The sequence below is a fragment of the Yersinia antarctica genome, from assembly GCF_056636475.1.
In genome coordinates this window covers 2,573,437-2,589,767 of the sequence record NZ_JBSJQF010000001.1, presented here as the reverse complement: position 1 = coordinate 2,589,767, position 16,331 = coordinate 2,573,437, and the positions used below count along the sequence as shown (strand labels likewise).

The following is a 16,331-nucleotide window of genomic DNA, read 5'->3' as shown; positions in this document are numbered from 1 at the left end:
ATGGTTTGTTGCGTTTCGTTCGGGAATGGGGCCTCAGTTCTTTATCCCAAGGGATAATTTTGCGGATTGATGTGATTTTTTCATATTGACGCTCCCCCCCTGGTGTCACGGTTTCCAAGGTGTATTCGCCGTTTTGGGCTTGTAATGCATTGAGCAACGGGGTCGCGTCATCCCGAATATTAGCCAGAGCAATAGACCAACGATTATCGCCTATGGCCCGTAACCGGTGTAGATACCAGGCTTGGTGAGCACGGTGGAAGGAGCCTGCACCAATGTGCAACCATACTGCATGGGTGGTATTCAGAAAACTGTTCATAAATTATCTCCACAATCACGGTAAGTGTTGGCGTTATAATTTGAGCATAAGCTCTAATGTAGGGCATTTGCTCTAATGGCGTTAGGGTAGTGTAACTTTTGCCCGAAATGTGGGCTTTGGCTCACATAACCGTAAGTAGAGATAAAAATCTGTCAAATAGAGGCGTAAGATGATGACCATTGTGGTTTCACCCCCTATCTCTATTTCAAATAATATTGCGCAGATAACTCATGCAGAAGAGTGATAAGAAGCTGGATCAAGCGGCCAGAGCGGCCTGGATGTATTACGTTGCCGGGCAGACGCAACATGAAATTGCTGATGCCCTGGGGGTTTCGCGTCAGGTGGCCCAGCGGCTGGTGGCGTGTGCTATTGATAACGGGCTGGTCAGTGTCAGCATTGCTCACCCGGTTGGCCGCTGTATGGCGCTGGCCGAACAGGTGCAAAAGCAGTATGGCTTGCATCAGTGTCAGGTGGTCCCCAGCTTGGGGATGGACAGCGCGGGTATCCAACGAGCCATTGCTGTGGTGGGGGCTGAAGTGATGTCGCAATTTCTGCGTCAAGAACAGCCACTGGTCATTGGTGTCGGCTCTGGTCGCAGTTTGAAAGCCGCCATTGATGAGTTACCTGATTTCGAACGTCCTCAGCACAGTTGTGTCTCACTTATCGGCGCTATTGCTGCTGATGGTTCCTGTACACGCTATGACGTCCCGCTGTGGATGGCCGAGAAAACACAAGGACGCTACTTTATTTTGCCCGCGCCTTTGTTTGCTGACAGCGCGGCGGATCGTGACCTGTGGTGTAATCACCGGATTTACCGCACTGTCACTGAGAAAGCAGCTCAGGCTGATGTTACGTTTATCGGTATTGGCTCAATGGGGTATCATTGTCCATTGCATAAAGATGGCTTTATTTCTGCACAAGATGTCGATGTGCTCATGGCCGCGAATGTTGTGGCAGAAATGCTGGGTAATTTCATTGATATCGATGGTCAGCGCGTCGCCTATGAATTGGATCAGCGTTTAACCAGTGCCAGCTTACGTATTCAGCCAGAAAAACCGGTGATTGCTATCGCAGGTGGTAAGGAGAAACATCAGGCTATTAAAGCGGCGCTCAGGGGGCATTGGGTGAATGGTTTGGTTACGGATGAAGAGAGTGCGATGGCGTTACTGGCATAATCACAGAGAAAAAAGCGCGCCGAAAGGCGCGCAATTAACCAATGACACTACTGGGTAACACGAGGGTAATACAAGGTCATTTTCAGTCGCGCATTGACGGAGACACCCACTTCTGCGCGAAAGTTATCAATTAAGCACTGACAACCTGAGCCAGTAACTGTTTGGCATCAGCTTGTGCTTTGGTCGCCACTTCAGGACCATAAGCAATGCCTTCTGCAAACACAAATTCAACATCGGTAATGCCGATAAAGCCCAGGAACAGACGCAGGTAAGGCACCACCAGATCAGTTGGGGTGTCTTTATGAATGCCCCCACGGCTGGTCAGAATAATGGCACGTTTACCGGTTACCAAGCCTTCTGGACCTTTTTCTGTGTAGCGGAAAGTCACGCCAGCACGGGCAATCAGGTCAAAATAGTTTTTCAACTGCGTCGGGATATTGAAGTTGTACATTGGTGCTGCCATAACTATCACGTCATTGGCTTGCAGTTCCGCAATCAGCTCATCAGACAGTGCCAAAGCCTCTTGTTGGCGCGGTGTTAGCGCGGCATCTGAAGGGCGCAGAGCACCCACCAGTTCACCATCTAACACCGGAACCGGTTGAGCGGCCAAGTCACGTACGGTGATTTCGTCGTCAGCATGGGCTGCTTGCCATTGTTCGACAAAAAAGTCAGCTAATTGGTTGGACTGTGAATAAGTTGCCAGAATGCTTGATTTCAGGACCAGTACTTTGCTCATCGTAATTCCTTAACAGGTAACAGAGACTTAGGCGGTTCGCCCTTTCAATGAGATACACTTTATTAATATTTTTCTATTAGTGATAGCGTAATATTTTGCGTTCTTTGTTCGATTTAATTGAACGATGATAATCAGATAGGAAATCTCCGCCGGGTTACAGCGTAATCCGAGGCTGTGTTACCATATCAGGTAAGGGTTTATCTAATAAAAGCTATGGGTCACTCATCTATTTGGCGTCGAAAATGGGGGTATTGGCAGGTTAAAAATTGATACCGATTAATAAAAAATATCTGCCAATCAAACTCATAGCATAAAATCATTGGGCTGATACCGTAGGTTGCAGCCGCATCGTAACAAGGAACACAGAACGTGAAATCTTCGCTCGCAGCATTATCCACCCAACTCGGTGAGTTGATGCTCCGTGACCAACAACGCCTGCGGCGTCGGCTGCAAGGCGCACGAAAAATTAATAATCCACAGGCCGTAGAGGCGATTACCCTCGAGCTTGAGGCTGATATAGCAACCGCCATGCAGCGGGTTATTCGTCGTCGAGCTGCTTGTCCGGCGATAACTTATCCTGAAAACTTGCCGGTCAGCCAGAAAAAGCAAGATATCTACCATGCTATTCGTGACCATCAGGTGGTGATCGTCGCCGGTGAAACCGGTTCCGGTAAAACCACCCAGTTGCCGAAAATTTGCCTGGAATTGGGGCGGGGCGTGCAAGGGGTGATCGGCCATACTCAACCACGTCGTCTGGCTGCGCGCACCGTCGCAAACCGTATTGCGGATGAACTGGATACCTCCCTTGGCGGTTGTGTCGGTTATAAAGTGCGTTTTAACGATCAAGTGGGTGAAAACACGCTGGTTAAGTTGATGACCGACGGGATTTTGTTAGCTGAAATTCAGCAAGATCGTCTGTTGATGCAATATGATACGTTGATTATCGATGAAGCCCATGAACGTAGCCTGAACATTGATTTCATCTTGGGCTATTTGCGTGAATTATTACCCAAACGCCCAGATCTAAAAGTAATTATCACTTCGGCGACCATTGATCCGCAGCGTTTCTCCCAGCATTTCAATAATGCCCCTATTATCGAGGTTTCTGGCCGCACCTATCCGGTCGAAGTACGTTATCGCCCCATTGTGGATGATGCCGATGATGTTGAACGTGACCAACTACAGGCTATTTTTGATGCGGTTGATGAGTTAGGCCATGAAAGTCCCGGCGATATTCTGATCTTTATGAGTGGTGAGCGTGAGATTCGTGATACCGCTGATGCATTGATGAAGCAAAATCTGCCCCATACGGAAGTACTACCACTCTATGCCCGCTTATCAAACAGTGAGCAGAATCGGGTGTTCCAGTCGCATCATGGGCGGCGAATTGTATTGGCGACCAACGTGGCTGAAACCTCGCTCACCGTACCTGGGATTAAGTACGTGATTGACCCCGGTACAGCTCGCATCAGCCGTTATAGCTTCCGTACTAAGGTGCAGCGGTTGCCTATCGAGCCGGTGTCTCAGGCGTCAGCTAATCAGCGTAAAGGCCGCTGTGGCCGTGTGTCAGACGGTATCTGTATCCGTCTTTATTCTGAGCAGGACTTCCTCTCTCGCCCAGAGTTTACCGACCCGGAAATTCTACGAACCAACCTGGCCTCCGTCATTTTGCAAATGACGTCACTCGGTCTGGGTGATATTGCGGCATTCCCGTTTGTGGAAGCCCCCGATAAACGCAATATCCAAGATGGTGTTCGGTTACTGGAAGAGCTGGGTGCGATACAAACCGCTGATAATGGTCATCAACAACTGACCCCGCTGGGGCGACAATTAGCGCAATTGCCCGTCGACCCTCGTCTGGCACGGATGGTGCTGGAAGCACAGAAAAGTGGCAGTGTCCGTGAACTGATGATCATTACCTCGGCGTTGTCGATTCAGGACCCGCGTGAACGGCCAATGGATAAGCAGCAGGCTTCTGATGAAAAACATCGTCGCTTTGCGGATAAGGATTCTGATTTCCTGGCGTTTGTTAACTTATGGGATTACCTGAAAGAGCAGCAAAAAGAGTTGTCATCAGCGCAGTTCCGTAAACTGTGCCGTAGTGACTTTCTCAACTATCTGCGGGTGCGCGAATGGCAGGATATCTACACGCAACTGCGCCAGGTGGTGAAAGAACTGGGTATTCCGGTGAATAGTGTTGCAGCCGACTACCGTAGCGTGCATACCGCGATATTGACCGGTTTGTTATCTCATATCGGCCAAAAAGATGTTGAAAAGCAAGAGTATACCGGTGCTCGTAACGCAAGGTTTGCTATCTTCCCCGGTTCCGGTTTATTTAAAAAACCGCCGAAATGGAGCATGGTGGCTGAGCTGGTCGAAACCAGTCGCTTATGGGGCCGCATTGCTGCCCGCATCGAGCCGGAATGGATCGAACCTTTGGCGCAGCATTTGGTGAAACACCATTATAGTGATCCGCATTGGGAGAAAGCACAGGGTGCGGTGATGGCCAGTGAGAAAGTCACCCTATTCGGTTTACCCATAGTTGCTGAGCGCAAAATCAATTACGGCCCGATTGACCCACCGCTATGCCGTGAGTTGTTTATTCGTCATGGCTTGGTGGAGGGGGATTGGCAAACGCGTCACGCTTTTTTCCGCGCCAATCTCAAACTATTGGCTGAAGTTGAAGAGTTGGAACACAAATCACGTCGGCGCGATATTCTGGTGGATGATGAGACACTGTTTAACTTCTATGACCAGCGAATTGGTCGAGAGGTTATTTCAGCCCGTCATTTTGATAGCTGGTGGAAGAAAACCAGCCAGACACAGCCAGAGTTATTGAACTTTGAAAAAACCATGCTTATCAAAGATGGCGCGAACAAAGTTAACCCGCTCGACTATCCCAATTTTTGGTATCAGGGGTCGCTTAAGTTACGGCTTTCCTACCAATTTGAACCCGGTACTGACGCTGATGGGGTAACCGTACATATTCCGTTGCCCATCCTTAATCAGATCCAAGAGCAGGGTTTTGATTGGCAGATACCGGGGATTCGGCGTGAATTAGTGATTGCACTGATCAAGTCTTTGCCTAAACCGGTGCGGCGCAATTCTGTCCCCGCGCCCAATTATGCTGAGGCGTTTCTGGCCCGCGTTACCCCGATGGAGGTGGGGCTGCTCGATGCATTAGAGCGTGAACTGCGGCGCATGACGGGTGTGACAGTGTCACGTGATAGTTGGCAATGGGACCAAGTTCCAGATCATCTTAAAATAACCTTCCGTGTGCTCGATGATAAAAATCGTATTTTGCGTGAAGGTAAAGACCTTGCTGCCTTGAAGCTACAGTTACAAGAGAAAGTGCAGGAAACATTGTCCGCCGTTGCCGACGATGGTATTGAACAAACTGACTTACATATCTGGAGTTTCGGTGATCTACCGCTGTGCTATGAGCAGCGACGTGGTGGCTATGAAGTCAAGGCATACCCGGCACTGGTGGATGAAAAAGACAGTGTCGCTATTCGCTTGTTTGATACAGAATCTCAGCAACAACAAGCTATGTGGCAGGGGACAAGACGTTTACTATTATTGAATATCCCATCCCCTATAAAGTATTTACATGAGAAATTGCCGAACAAATCCAAGCTCGGGCTCTATTTCAATCCTTATGGCAAAGTGTTGGACCTGATTGATGACTGCATTGCTTGTGGTGTGGATAAGTTAGTTGCGCAGTATGGTGGCCCCGCATGGCAAGAGGCGGAGTTCGCTCGACTACAGGAAAAGGTTCGTGCTGAGCTGAATGACACGGTGGTTGAGATTGCCAAGCAAGTTGAACAAATTCTGACGACGGTATTCAGTATTAATAAGCGACTGAAAGGCCGGATAGATATCTCAATGGCATTGGCTCTCTCTGATATCAAAGCCCAGCTAGGGGGGCTTATTTATCGTGGTTTCGTGACCAATAATGGTTGGAAACGTCTGCCGGATACACTGCGTTATCTGCAAGCGATTGAGCGCCGATTGGAAAAGCTGGCTATGGACCCTCATCGTGATCGTGCCCAAATGCTACGCGTAGAACATGTGCAACAGATGTGGCAGCAATGGCTGCATAAATTGCCGCCAAAACGCCAGCAAGATGAAGATGTTAAAGAAGTTCGCTGGATGATTGAAGAACTGCGTGTGAGCTTATTTGCCCAGCAATTGGGGACAGCTTACCCTATTTCTGACAAGCGTATTCTACAAACTATCGAACAGCTTTCTGCCTGATTAGCGATTAATATCACTCCGCGTTCTAAGTATCATTGATTTAGACGCGGAGTCTCTTACTGACTAAATTCCTTCCTAATATACCGCTATAGAATTCACTATCTTTATGATTCGTCTATTTTTATCTGCATGTCAACTATGTAATAGATGAAACTTGCTGATGTTGATGCGAAGCCTCTCGAGAATTGTAAATTAACTGGGCTGCATGGCCGCGGCGTTATTGCCTCCTATCTTGAACTCCCGCTATATGGGTACTGATAAATCAGACCATTGGGTTAAAGTTTGTCTGATTTAGGGTCACCATATTTGATTACCTATGGTGAGTTTGATAGAGTTTTTCCAGTGCAGGGATTGCTTATGTATCAAATTAGTTTGTTGAGGTTGGCACAGCGCGAGTTGTTTAAATTACCTGTAGGCATTCAGGCGGCTCTGATTAAAGCTATGGATGAGTTAGACGCCAATTCCCAAACGAAATGCAACAAAGTGACCCACCGGTCAGGTACGGATAAAATAGCCGTATTGACCCTGTCGGAGACCCTGTTGCATGAAGGGAAAACATTTGACTCAGCATGAGCGCTTTTACATCGAAAAACGAAAAGCTGAAGGCGTTAATCAGTCCTGCATTGCCAGAGAGCTCGGCGTCTCTCGCTCTACCCTGAGCCGGGAGCTCAGACGTAATACGGACCCCGCCTTCAACGGACTTTACTCCTCCAGACGCGCTGATGCCTTAGCCAGACAACGGCGGGGCGCCACCTCGGCACACAATGCCTGTGTCCCTCTGGGCCAGCAGACACAAGACTTTCTCCGGCAGGCGCTGGCTGTACATACCTCCCCTGAGGTTATCTGTGGGAGACTGAAAATCCAGTTTGATATCGCCGTCAGCAAAAATACCCTCTACCGCTATATCCGTTCGGACAGACAGGCTGGCGGTAAGCTTTACCTTCAGCTCCCTCACCGGGGTAAACGCTATCGCTATGATACGGGTGAGCCCGGACGCACGCCCATCCCGGACAGGGTTGGCATTGAGCACAGGCCTGCTGAGGCTGAACTCAAACAGGTTCCCGGGCATGTTGAAATCGATACGATTTTTGGCAAAGACCAGAAGTCATTCCTGCTGACGGTCGTGGACAAAGCCACAAAGCAGGTCATTATCCGTAAACTCCCCAATAAGTGCGCTGAGAGCGTCGTGGAAGCGTTCAGGGACATCGTGGCGAATACTTTCTGCGAGTTTAAAACCCTGACGGCAGATAACGGACCCGAGTTTGCGAAACATAAGGACATCACTCAGGTAACGGGCGCAAAGGTTTACTTTGCCCGGCCTTATCATTCCTGGGAGCGGGGGTTGAATGAGCATACCAACGGTCTGATACGGCGGTTTTATCCGAAAGGAACCGATTTTAATGGCGTCAGCGATGAAGATATTGCGAGACTGGAGCACATCCTCAACACTCGGGGGCGCAAATCTCTGGAATACAGCTCACCGAATGAGGTATTTTTAGAGTATCTACTCGCTGCATAACGCATGATGGTTTGTTGCGTTTCGTTCGGGAATGGGGCAGAGGCTTATGGTCATGAGTTGCGGGAGCCAGAGGTGCGGGATATTGGGCGCGGGCTAAAGGAATTGCGGGTTAGTGCTAGAGAGGGGGGCGGGCGTGGTTTTTTCTTTTACCACCTGGGTTGGCAGGTTTACATCATTCATATCTTACAAAAGAAGACGCAAAAGACCCCAAGACGAACACTGATGTTGGCTTATCAGCGGATGAAGGAAATCAAACGGAGATTGCAACCATGAAAAAACAAGATGACTTTGACATTATTTCTTTTGCTGAGGTTAAAACAGATGCTTTAAATCATCCTCAGGTCAAAGAAGCTTACACAGACTTGCAGATTCGCGACGCCATGATGACTGAGCTGAAAGCTGCCCGTCAGCAATGTAATTTAACACAAGAGGAAGTGGCGCAACGAGCAGGGCTGAAAAAACAAAATATCAGCCGTATGGAGAAAGGTATCATTTCTCCCAACCTCACCACGTTGAGCCGTTACGCAGCAGCATTAGGTGGGACTTTTGTTTTCAAATTCAACCAAAAGCCCCATTGTGTCAGTAAGAAATAGGGGATATCCCTCACTCTGTGTATCACTGAATAAAGTGGTCACTTTGCTGCATTTTTAGCGAGCGTTTTTAACCGTTCTCTAATCGCCGTTACCGCTAGGGCGCGATTATCCGCAAGATAGCGGTCTTTGGCGGCCGGTGCAGAACTTTGAATCGCAATTAAAGACCACGTGTCGTCATTTTTTAGTAATAGTGGGGAACCACTGTCACCTGGCAAGGTATCGCATTGGTGTGAGAGTACGCCCTGTTGTGCCCACCCGGTAACCAGACAGTCTTCATGGCTGTATAAAGTTTCAAGATGATCAAGGGGATAACCCGCTTGAGTTATTTTACGATTAACCAATTTAAGCGCTTGTGTCAGCTCACTTGAGGTTCCATCCCAAAGCGGTAACGGCTTAATCGGGATAGGCTTTGTGTTAGTTAACCGAATAAGTGCAAAATCATAAGCGGCGGCGGCGGGTGGAACTATCCAACCATCGCCATCAGGTTTAAGTTTTTTACCTAATTTGGCATCAACCAGCGTTTCCAGTCGGGTAATCTGGTACTTCCAATGACCATCATGAGAAATAAAACGTAAGGCAACAGCGCGATCAATTTTCCCCGGTGGGGTAAGAACGCAATGGCCTGCGGTGAGCGCCAGACGAGGGGAGATTAACGTTGCTGTGCAAAGGTTGCCACTGGTTGTTTCAACTTGCCCAATGGCTTGCCACGGCCACTCCGTACTATTTGTTATCGCTGTACGGTCATCTTTCCCGAAGAACAACGTGGTTTGATCCGCAATGCTGCTTTCATCATCCGGCTTGTCAGTGGGGGGAAGGGCTAAAGCCGTAGAGATGGAAAGTGGCAACAGACTCAATAGTAATAATGAAGATAAACGCATAAATAATTAGCCTTGCCTTTATTTACTGACCAAAGGTTATCCATTAACACACCTGAGACCTGCTGATTAGACGACCAATCACGGCTCTACTAGCGCTAACTATAGACATAATAAGTTGTGTCATATGTTGTCAGTAATTGATTTTTCGATAATTTTAGAGCGCTATCGGCCGTTGGTACTATAAATAAAAGAATAATGTGATCAGACCGCAAATAACTAATATGGCTAAAGTGATTTCAAATAAATAATGGCGCAGCATTATCAGCACTCCTAATAAAAAACACCCGGTAAACCGGGTGTCGAGTGAATCGCTGTTGCAGGTCAATCGTGAGAGCCTGTTGTAGCTTTCACAAGTTAAATGCTGCCGCTATTTGGTCACTGGCACTGCGGTTGGAGCTGACTTACTGTGTGTCGCTTTTTTATGGTGTTTTTTGGCTGCCTGTGCTTTTTGCACCGGGGCTGCTTTATCCATTTTTTTCATCGAATCAGATTTTTTAGCTTTCTTGTGGTGAATGGTTTTAGCCGGTGCACTATGAGCTACAGGTGCTGTAACAACGGGTGCTGCCGGTGGTGCAACGGTGTCGGCGGCTATTGCTATAGATGATACACCCAAGGTTGCAGCAACAATCAGAGCTAATACTGTTTTCATAATTTATTCCTCAGTGTTCTGTTTGTATATCGGCCCCGTTGGGTCGTTATAAAGAGAGTAGAGGAAATATATACTGGCTTCCGTGAGTCATTGGTTTCGGCTTGTAACCGATTGTACAACGGCAATAAACCAGATAAATAACCGACTAAATCACTTATTTTAGTTACAACATACATATAGCCTTTTAATAAACTTATCGTCTTATGTAACATCAACGTCGCTTGATAGTGGGGATGTAATTTGAGTTATGCAGGGAGAAGGCGCCCAACCCTAATGAGAGGTTAGGCGCAGACTAACACGCAATAAATTACAAATAGCGCCGCTCTAAATGTTGGCGGAAATAGCGAGGGTTAAGTGTTTCACCGGTAGCCTTGGTAATTAATTCTGCGGTTGAGTAACGACTGCCATGCTGCCAGATATTCTGTTGTAACCAGGTGAATAGGGCGCTGAGATCGCCACTAGCGATACTTTTATCCAGCCCCGGCATAGCATCACGGGCAGTTTGGAACAGTTGCGCTGCATACATTGCACCCAATGTATACGTTGGGAAATAGCCAAAAGCACCATCGGTCCAATGGATATCTTGCATACATCCGTTACGGTAATTACCCTCAGTATTAATACCGAGGTATTGCTGCATTTTCTCATTCCACAGCATAGGGATATCATCTACTTCGATTTCACCACTGATCAACGCTTTTTCGATTTCATACCGCAATATAACATGGGCAGGATAGCTCACTTCATCGGCATCAACTCGAATAAAACCCGTTTTAACCCGTTGATTGAGAGCTATGAAGTTCTGTTGCGCAAAAGCGGGTTGATCCCCAAATTGGTTTGCTACCAGTGGGCGGATCACTTGTAAGAATTCATTACTGCGTGCTAATTGCATCTCAAACAGTAAGCTTTGGGACTCATGGATGGCGGTTGACCGTGCATGGGAAATGGGTTGCCCTAACCATTCACGTGGTAGATTTTGCTCATAACGGGCATGGCCTGTTTCATGCACAATACCCATTAATGAACTGAGAAATTCTTGTTCGTTATAACGAGTTGTAATGCGTACGTCTTGAGGAACACCACCGCAGAACGGATGTACACTGACATCGACCCGCCCGCCGTCAAAGTCAAAACCGAGTACTTTCATCACTTGTAACCCAAGCTGACGCTGTTTTTCCACGTCAAAAGTGCCCTGTGGTATCAGGCAGTTTTCATTGGCTTGTTTAGCCGTCACTTTTTGTAATAGGTCAGGTAGCCATTGCTTAAGATCACCAAATATACGGTCTAAATCGGCACTGTTAGTCCCTGGTTCATAGAGATTAAGTAATGCGTCATAACCCGATATACCAGCCGCCTGAGAACGTATCGAGGCTTCTTCACGGCTGAGTTTTACCACTTCCCGCAAGTTCTTTGCAAAACCATGCCAATCATTAGCGATACGCTGTTGCCGCCATGCATGCTCACATCGCGCCCCTGCCAGTGATTTAGCTTCTACCAGTGCTTCTGGCAGCAGGACTGCATTGTCATAATGGCGACGCATTTCGCATAAATTTGCCTGCTCAATATCATCAAGTGTTTCTTGCTCAGCTTGTTTTAACCATTCACCAACCTGGTTGGCCGTTAATATCTGGTGTTGTAAGACATTCAGCTCCGCCATCGCTTCTGAGCGGGCAAGGTTACCTTTCACTGGCATCATAGTCTGCATATCCCATCCGGCAATAGCCGACAGGTGTTCGAAACGTGCAAGCCGGGTAAAGGTTGTACGCAGGTGGTGGTAAGCGGTGGTCATAAAACACTCCAAAGTAAAAGTTAGTGCTTAATCTTGAGCAACGGACAGTGAGTAAAGGCTTTTTACCGGCCAACAGAAACGGAAACTGGCACCGCCTAATGAACTGGCATCGACGGAGATACTGCCTTGATAAGCCAGTGCGATGGAGTGAACAATCGCCAAGCCCAAGCCACAGCCTCCCGTTGCCCGGTCGCGGCTGGGATCGAGGCGAACAAAAGGTTCAAAAACGCGTGCGCGCTCTTCCAAAGGGATACCAGGCCCATCATCTTCAACTTGCAAGCAGGCGTTGTCACCATCAAACCATAATCCGATACGCAGTCGTTGAGTGGAATAGCGTAGCGCGTTATTAACCAGATTATCTAATACGCGCTCCATCAGACGAAGGTCAACAGCACCAAAGTCACCGCGATGGGGGATATCGAGTTCGATTTCCCGATCACTATGGATTAAGCGCATATCCACGACTTTTGCTGTTAACCAGGCGGGTAGGTCGATGGGTTCCAGATTAAGGGAAACCTGCGGGCGGTCCAATCGAGCGTAGGTCAGTAACTCATCAATCAGTGCTTCTAACTGGCCAATATCATGATTTAAAGCCAATTGTTCACTTTCTGTCAGGTTGTCACTCATCGCTAAACGATAGCGTAAATGCACGAGCGGTGTGCGGAGTTCATGAGCAATACCATCAATGAGTAATTTCTTACTAACAATCAGAGTATTGATATTGTCAGCCATTTGATTAAACGCTACGCCTAAGCGGTTTAAACTGGACGTAGGATCAAAATGGGTTCGCTCGTCAAGATAGCCAGCCCCCAGTCGCTGAGCCGCATTCTCCAGTTTCAGTAGGTCTTTCCAGTGCGGGCGCATCCACAAGAATACTGGCAGCGCTAAGGACATACCAATCAGGATTAATAAGGCCAAGTCGAGCAGGCGCATTTGATGCAAATAAAATAAATAGGGGACTGGGCCGACAGCAAGAACGTAGTGACTGCGTGGGATACGTTGCAGGAAAGTATATTCATCATCTAACGCAATAATTTCACCGGCGCGCAGGCGTTTATTCAAACGCTCGCCGAGATCCCGTTTATCGAGAGGTTCTATATGCAACTGAAAGGAAAGATTTAAGTCCAGTGTAGCAATGGTTTTATTCCAATCCTTCAGGGGAATTTCCCGCAATTCACTGCGCATCAACGAAAGTGAACTTTTCATCAGGTCATCTAATGACTGCCTGCCAGCACGCTCTGCGGTGACTTTGTAAACCAAGCCAACCAGCATCGCCATCACCATAAAACAGACGAACAGCAATAAGAAAAACTGAATAAATAGCTTCCTCATTGTTGCACGGACTCCCAGGCATTGGGGGCGAATAAATAGCCTTTATTACGCACGGTTTTGATGCGAAATGGCTCGAAAGCATTGTCATAGAGTTTGCGCCGCAAACGCGAGATGGCAACGTCTATACTGCGGTCCATGCCGTCGTAGCTGACGCCGCGTAAATTTTTCAGTAGCGCTTCACGGTCCATTATTATTCCTGCATGGGTAGCTAACTCCCATAACAAATCAAAATCAGACGTGGATAATGTTATCTCTTCATCATTAAGATTAACTTGGCGGTTTACCGGATCGATACAGAGTAAGCCGAAATGAATCGCATTATGACCGGTAAATGGCGGACTAATGATCTCTTTGCTTTGTTGCTGATTATGCTGGCGAAGATGTAGCCGTAGGCGTGCTAGCAGTACTGCGGGTGGTGTGGTTTTGAGAATATAGTCATTTGCGCCCATTTCAAGCGACAGAATATGGTTCATATCACTGTCAAGCGAGGTCAGTAGCACAATCGGCCCCTCATAAACCGGCCGCAAATCACGACACAGCGTCATGCCATCTTTTCCTGGCAACATGATATCAAGCAATACCAAGTCCGGTTGTTGTTGTTCAATCACCGCCTGGGCCGTATCGCCACGGGGTTCTACAAACACATCAATGTCATGCTTACCCAGATAGGCAGCAATCAATTTTCCGACTTCCGGGTCGTCTTCCACAAAAACAATTTTGGTCATGTTTTTCAGTTTATAAAGGTGCCAGAATTCAGCATAGCGCGCAGTTGACAGCAATACTATGCATGTTATTTATTCCGCTTATCATTAATGCTGATGAGTGATTGCTAGACAACAGGTAAATCATTTCATTATATTAATAAAAGTGATTATATCGTCATCTCTATTTTGTTGCGCCTATCGTTTATATATCAATACTTACGATTAATGAATAGCTGTATCGATCAGCTGAGGACTGAGGGATGAGTGGCGAACACATTGGTGCGCCAGCGCACAGTGAAAAGGTTTGTTTCAATTACACGGAATTTTTAGCCGCATCATGCAAAAAACGGTGGAGTTTTATCGATGCGATTTATGGTGTTATGCCGATATTTGGCATGGTAGTAAAATCGCAGACTGAATCGGAAAAAACACCGCAAGAGCGGCTTAAAGCATTGGCCTTACAGGTATTATCTACCCAGCTTAATGACCAAACCAATATTGTTCGCTTGATTCGGCTAGCCGAACAACAGGGCATTACGGTGTTGGATATCCAGTTGCCTTACCCTTTGGATACTGATCAACTCGGTGAGATTAAACAAAAATTGCCGGAATCGATAAAATTAAACCAGCAGGGGGAGTGTTTATCGGTGGATTTGGCGGGAGCAGCTAATCATTAGTTAACAGACGATACTCAAACGGGCAAACTGAGGTAACGCGGTCAGCCCATTTGAGATCTTATTTTTCGCCGCTTTTATTCGGGCTTAATGCATCGCGAGCCAGGTTGCTGGAATAGTTGCAATCAACACCAGGCAGATAGCCGCTCGCTCCACGGTATTGAGTAATTTCAGCCCTTCATGCCCTTTGCGCGCATAAATAAATACCAATAATCCTGGGGCATATAACAGAACGGACAACAGCAGGTACACTAATCCGGCAGCATAAATTAACCACAAACCATACAAGCACGCGCCACTGGCAGCAACAATCAAACGCCAGTCATGACGCTTTAAGGCGACTTTAAATAAGAAGGCTCCCACGAGGAAATAGGGTACCAGAATCATTTCTGACGCAATTGTTAGTAAGGTATTGTAGTTGCTACCCGTCAGCCAAATCAGAATCAGAGCCACCTGTACTGCGCAGTTGGTTAACCACAAAGATTGTGCCGGTGCATTGTTTTTATTCTGATGGCGGAACATTTTGGGAAAAGCCCCGTGCTTAGCTGCAACCATCGGCACTTCAGCAGCCATAATGGTCCAGCTAAGATAAGCGCCACACACAGAAATAATGAGCCCAGTGGCAATGATGACTTCCCCCCAAGGGCCAATCATCTCGACCATAATTCCAGCCATCGACGGATTACGCATGCCTGCTAACTCAGCCCGCGGCACTACGCCAAGAGACAATAGGGTAATGAGCAAATAAACGCACAGGGCAGAAAGTACGGCTAACATGGTTGCCCGACCCACATCTTTTTTATTGCGTGCGCGGGCCGAAACAACGACTGCGCCTTCCACACCAATAAAGACCCAGAGCGTTATTAGCATGGTGTCCTTAACCTGCTGCCAGACCGGGGTATGCAGCGCGACACCACTAAAATCAAAACTGAAAGTATCAAGGCTGAATGCAAGTCCCGCCAACACAATAAAACCACCGATAGGCAGCAGTTTTGCCAAGGTGGCGGCCAGGTTAATACTGGCGGCGGTTTGGACACCGCGCAGAACCAGTGCATGCACCAACCATAGCAGGAAGGAGGCTCCCAGCAATGCCTGCCAAGTATTCCCTTCACCGAAGATAATGTGACCCGATTTATCAGTAAAGAAGCTTAATGCAGCAAAAACAATTACTAAGTAAGAGACATTAGCAATAACGGCGCATAGCCAGTAACCCCAGGCTGAGAAAAAACCGATAAGATCACCAAAGCCTTCTTTGGCATAGGTGAATATTCCGCCATCGAGATCAGGGCGCAAACGCGTCAGTAACAGCATGGCAAACGCCAGGAAGATGATCCCCACGCCGGTAATACTCCAGCCGATAAGCAGTGCCGCAGGGCTGGCAACTTCTGCCATATTTTGCGGTAAGCTGAAGACACCCGCTCCCAGCATTGAGCTAAGGACCAGCGCGGTTAACGCAGTCAGGCCGAGTTTTTTTTCCAATTATGGATCCTGGTTTTGAAAGTATTAATGAATGGTTACTGACTTGTAAGCAGCATTATATGAGGAAAGATTATCGATAATTGACAGATAATAGCCCCAAATTTTTGGGGAGATTTTACGGAGTGGAACGCGATCATGCAATGATTGGTTATGCGATTTGGGCAAAAAATTATTCAGTCCGTACCAATAAGAAGCAGGACAACAGCAGACACATAAAAAAAGGCAGCACG

At 47.5% G+C, this 16,331-nt stretch carries 13 protein-coding genes and 2 pseudogenes; 7 read left to right on the top strand and 8 right to left on the bottom strand.

Going from position 1 to position 16,331, the window contains the following annotated elements; genetic code table 11:
* Position 1: 1 nt before the first annotated feature.
* Positions 2-316, bottom strand: a pseudogene (locus tag ACWJJO_RS11950) (mannitol dehydrogenase family protein); the annotation flags it as partial.
* A gap of 230 nt (positions 317-546) precedes the next feature.
* Between ACWJJO_RS11950 and ACWJJO_RS11945 the strand changes: the two are divergent.
* Positions 547-1,491: a sugar-binding transcriptional regulator gene (locus ACWJJO_RS11945; protein ID WP_083158788.1), complete on the top strand. Its 945-nt coding sequence runs from the start codon at positions 547-549 to the stop codon at positions 1,489-1,491.
* Positions 1,492-1,621: 130 nt separating this feature from the next.
* On the opposite strand, the gene azoR is transcribed toward ACWJJO_RS11945, so the two are convergent.
* On the bottom strand, positions 1,622-2,227 hold the full coding sequence (gene azoR / locus ACWJJO_RS11940) for an FMN-dependent NADH-azoreductase (protein ID WP_083158789.1): 606 nt from the start codon (positions 2,225-2,227) through the stop codon (positions 1,622-1,624).
* Positions 2,228-2,596: 369 nt separating this feature from the next.
* Here azoR and hrpA point away from each other — a divergent pair, with 369 nt between their 5' ends.
* The 5 genes and pseudogenes from hrpA (at position 2,597) to ACWJJO_RS11915 (ending at position 8,596) form a co-directional block, all read left to right on the top strand.
* Positions 2,597-6,484, top strand: coding sequence for an ATP-dependent RNA helicase HrpA (gene hrpA, locus ACWJJO_RS11935; protein ID WP_481091052.1), 3,888 nt, complete (start codon positions 2,597-2,599; stop codon positions 6,482-6,484).
* Positions 6,485-6,841: 357 nt separating this feature from the next.
* A pseudogene (locus ACWJJO_RS11930) lies at positions 6,842-6,943 on the top strand (type II toxin-antitoxin system RelE family toxin); the annotation flags it as partial.
* Positions 6,944-7,028: 85 nt separating this feature from the next.
* Positions 7,029-8,003 (top strand): IS30 family transposase, encoded by a 975-nt coding sequence (locus tag ACWJJO_RS11925; protein ID WP_481090692.1) that lies wholly within the window; start codon positions 7,029-7,031, stop codon positions 8,001-8,003.
* A gap of 3 nt (positions 8,004-8,006) precedes the next feature.
* A complete protein-coding gene (locus tag ACWJJO_RS11920) occupies positions 8,007-8,276 on the top strand; it encodes a type II toxin-antitoxin system RelE/ParE family toxin (protein ID WP_481091051.1) in 270 nt (89 codons plus the stop codon).
* Entirely contained in the window at positions 8,273-8,596 is a 324-nt protein-coding gene (locus tag ACWJJO_RS11915; protein ID WP_083158791.1) for a helix-turn-helix domain-containing protein, read from the top strand. Before ACWJJO_RS11920 ends, ACWJJO_RS11915 begins: the two co-directional genes overlap by 4 nt.
* A 38-nt stretch (positions 8,597-8,634) precedes the next feature.
* Here the strand turns inward: ACWJJO_RS11915 and ACWJJO_RS11910 are convergent, their stop codons facing one another.
* The 5 genes from ACWJJO_RS11910 to rstA form a co-directional block, all read right to left on the bottom strand.
* The gene (locus ACWJJO_RS11910) at positions 8,635-9,474 is read right to left on the bottom strand and encodes a trypsin-like serine peptidase (protein ID WP_481091050.1); all 840 of its coding nucleotides are present in this window, start codon (positions 9,472-9,474) and stop codon (positions 8,635-8,637) included.
* 367 nt (positions 9,475-9,841) lie between these two features.
* Entirely contained in the window at positions 9,842-10,123 is a 282-nt protein-coding gene (gene asr, locus ACWJJO_RS11905) for an acid resistance repetitive basic protein Asr (RefSeq protein WP_481091049.1), read from the bottom strand.
* 307 nt (positions 10,124-10,430) lie between these two features.
* Positions 10,431-11,912 (bottom strand): carboxypeptidase M32, encoded by a 1,482-nt coding sequence (locus tag ACWJJO_RS11900; RefSeq protein WP_193784657.1) that lies wholly within the window; start codon positions 11,910-11,912, stop codon positions 10,431-10,433.
* 27 nt (positions 11,913-11,939) lie between these two features.
* Positions 11,940-13,244 carry a two-component system sensor histidine kinase RstB gene (gene rstB / locus ACWJJO_RS11895; RefSeq protein ID WP_481091048.1) on the bottom strand — a complete coding sequence of 435 codons (1,305 nt, stop codon included), beginning with the start codon at positions 13,242-13,244 and terminating at the stop codon, positions 11,940-11,942.
* Positions 13,241-13,969: a two-component system response regulator RstA gene (rstA, locus tag ACWJJO_RS11890; RefSeq protein ID WP_083163624.1), complete on the bottom strand. Its 729-nt coding sequence runs from the start codon at positions 13,967-13,969 to the stop codon at positions 13,241-13,243. The genes rstB and rstA overlap by 4 nt, the downstream gene beginning before the upstream one ends.
* Positions 13,970-14,208: 239 nt before the next feature.
* On the opposite strand from rstA, the gene ACWJJO_RS11885 reads away from it, so the two are divergent.
* A complete protein-coding gene (locus ACWJJO_RS11885) occupies positions 14,209-14,625 on the top strand; it encodes a hypothetical protein (RefSeq protein ID WP_083158796.1) in 417 nt (138 codons plus the stop codon).
* Positions 14,626-14,709: 84 nt separating this feature from the next.
* Here the strand turns inward: ACWJJO_RS11885 and ACWJJO_RS11880 are convergent, their stop codons facing one another.
* On the bottom strand, positions 14,710-16,101 hold the full coding sequence (locus tag ACWJJO_RS11880; RefSeq protein WP_083158797.1) for an amino acid permease: 1,392 nt from the start codon (positions 16,099-16,101) through the stop codon (positions 14,710-14,712).
* Positions 16,102-16,331 lie beyond the last annotated feature (230 nt).

Bases quoted from the DNA above. Each gene is read 5' to 3' on its own strand.
- ACWJJO_RS11945 (WP_083158788.1), top strand. From the start codon at position 547: ATGCAGAAGAGTGATAAGAAGCTGGATCAAGCGGCCAGAGCGGCCTGG.
- azoR (WP_083158789.1), bottom strand. From the start codon at position 2,227: ATGAGCAAAGTACTGGTCCTGAAATCAAGCATTCTGGCAACTTATTCA.
- ACWJJO_RS11925 (WP_481090692.1), top strand. From the start codon at position 7,029: ATGAAGGGAAAACATTTGACTCAGCATGAGCGCTTTTACATCGAAAAA.
- ACWJJO_RS11920 (WP_481091051.1), top strand. From the start codon at position 8,007: ATGATGGTTTGTTGCGTTTCGTTCGGGAATGGGGCAGAGGCTTATGGT.
- ACWJJO_RS11915 (WP_083158791.1), top strand. From the start codon at position 8,273: ATGAAAAAACAAGATGACTTTGACATTATTTCTTTTGCTGAGGTTAAA.
- ACWJJO_RS11910 (WP_481091050.1), bottom strand. From the start codon at position 9,474: ATGCGTTTATCTTCATTATTACTATTGAGTCTGTTGCCACTTTCCATC.
- asr (WP_481091049.1), bottom strand. From the start codon at position 10,123: ATGAAAACAGTATTAGCTCTGATTGTTGCTGCAACCTTGGGTGTATCA.
- ACWJJO_RS11900 (WP_193784657.1), bottom strand. From the start codon at position 11,912: ATGACCACCGCTTACCACCACCTGCGTACAACCTTTACCCGGCTTGCA.
- rstB (WP_481091048.1), bottom strand. From the start codon at position 13,244: ATGAGGAAGCTATTTATTCAGTTTTTCTTATTGCTGTTCGTCTGTTTT.
- rstA (WP_083163624.1), bottom strand. From the start codon at position 13,969: ATGACCAAAATTGTTTTTGTGGAAGACGACCCGGAAGTCGGAAAATTG.
- ACWJJO_RS11885 (WP_083158796.1), top strand. From the start codon at position 14,209: ATGAGTGGCGAACACATTGGTGCGCCAGCGCACAGTGAAAAGGTTTGT.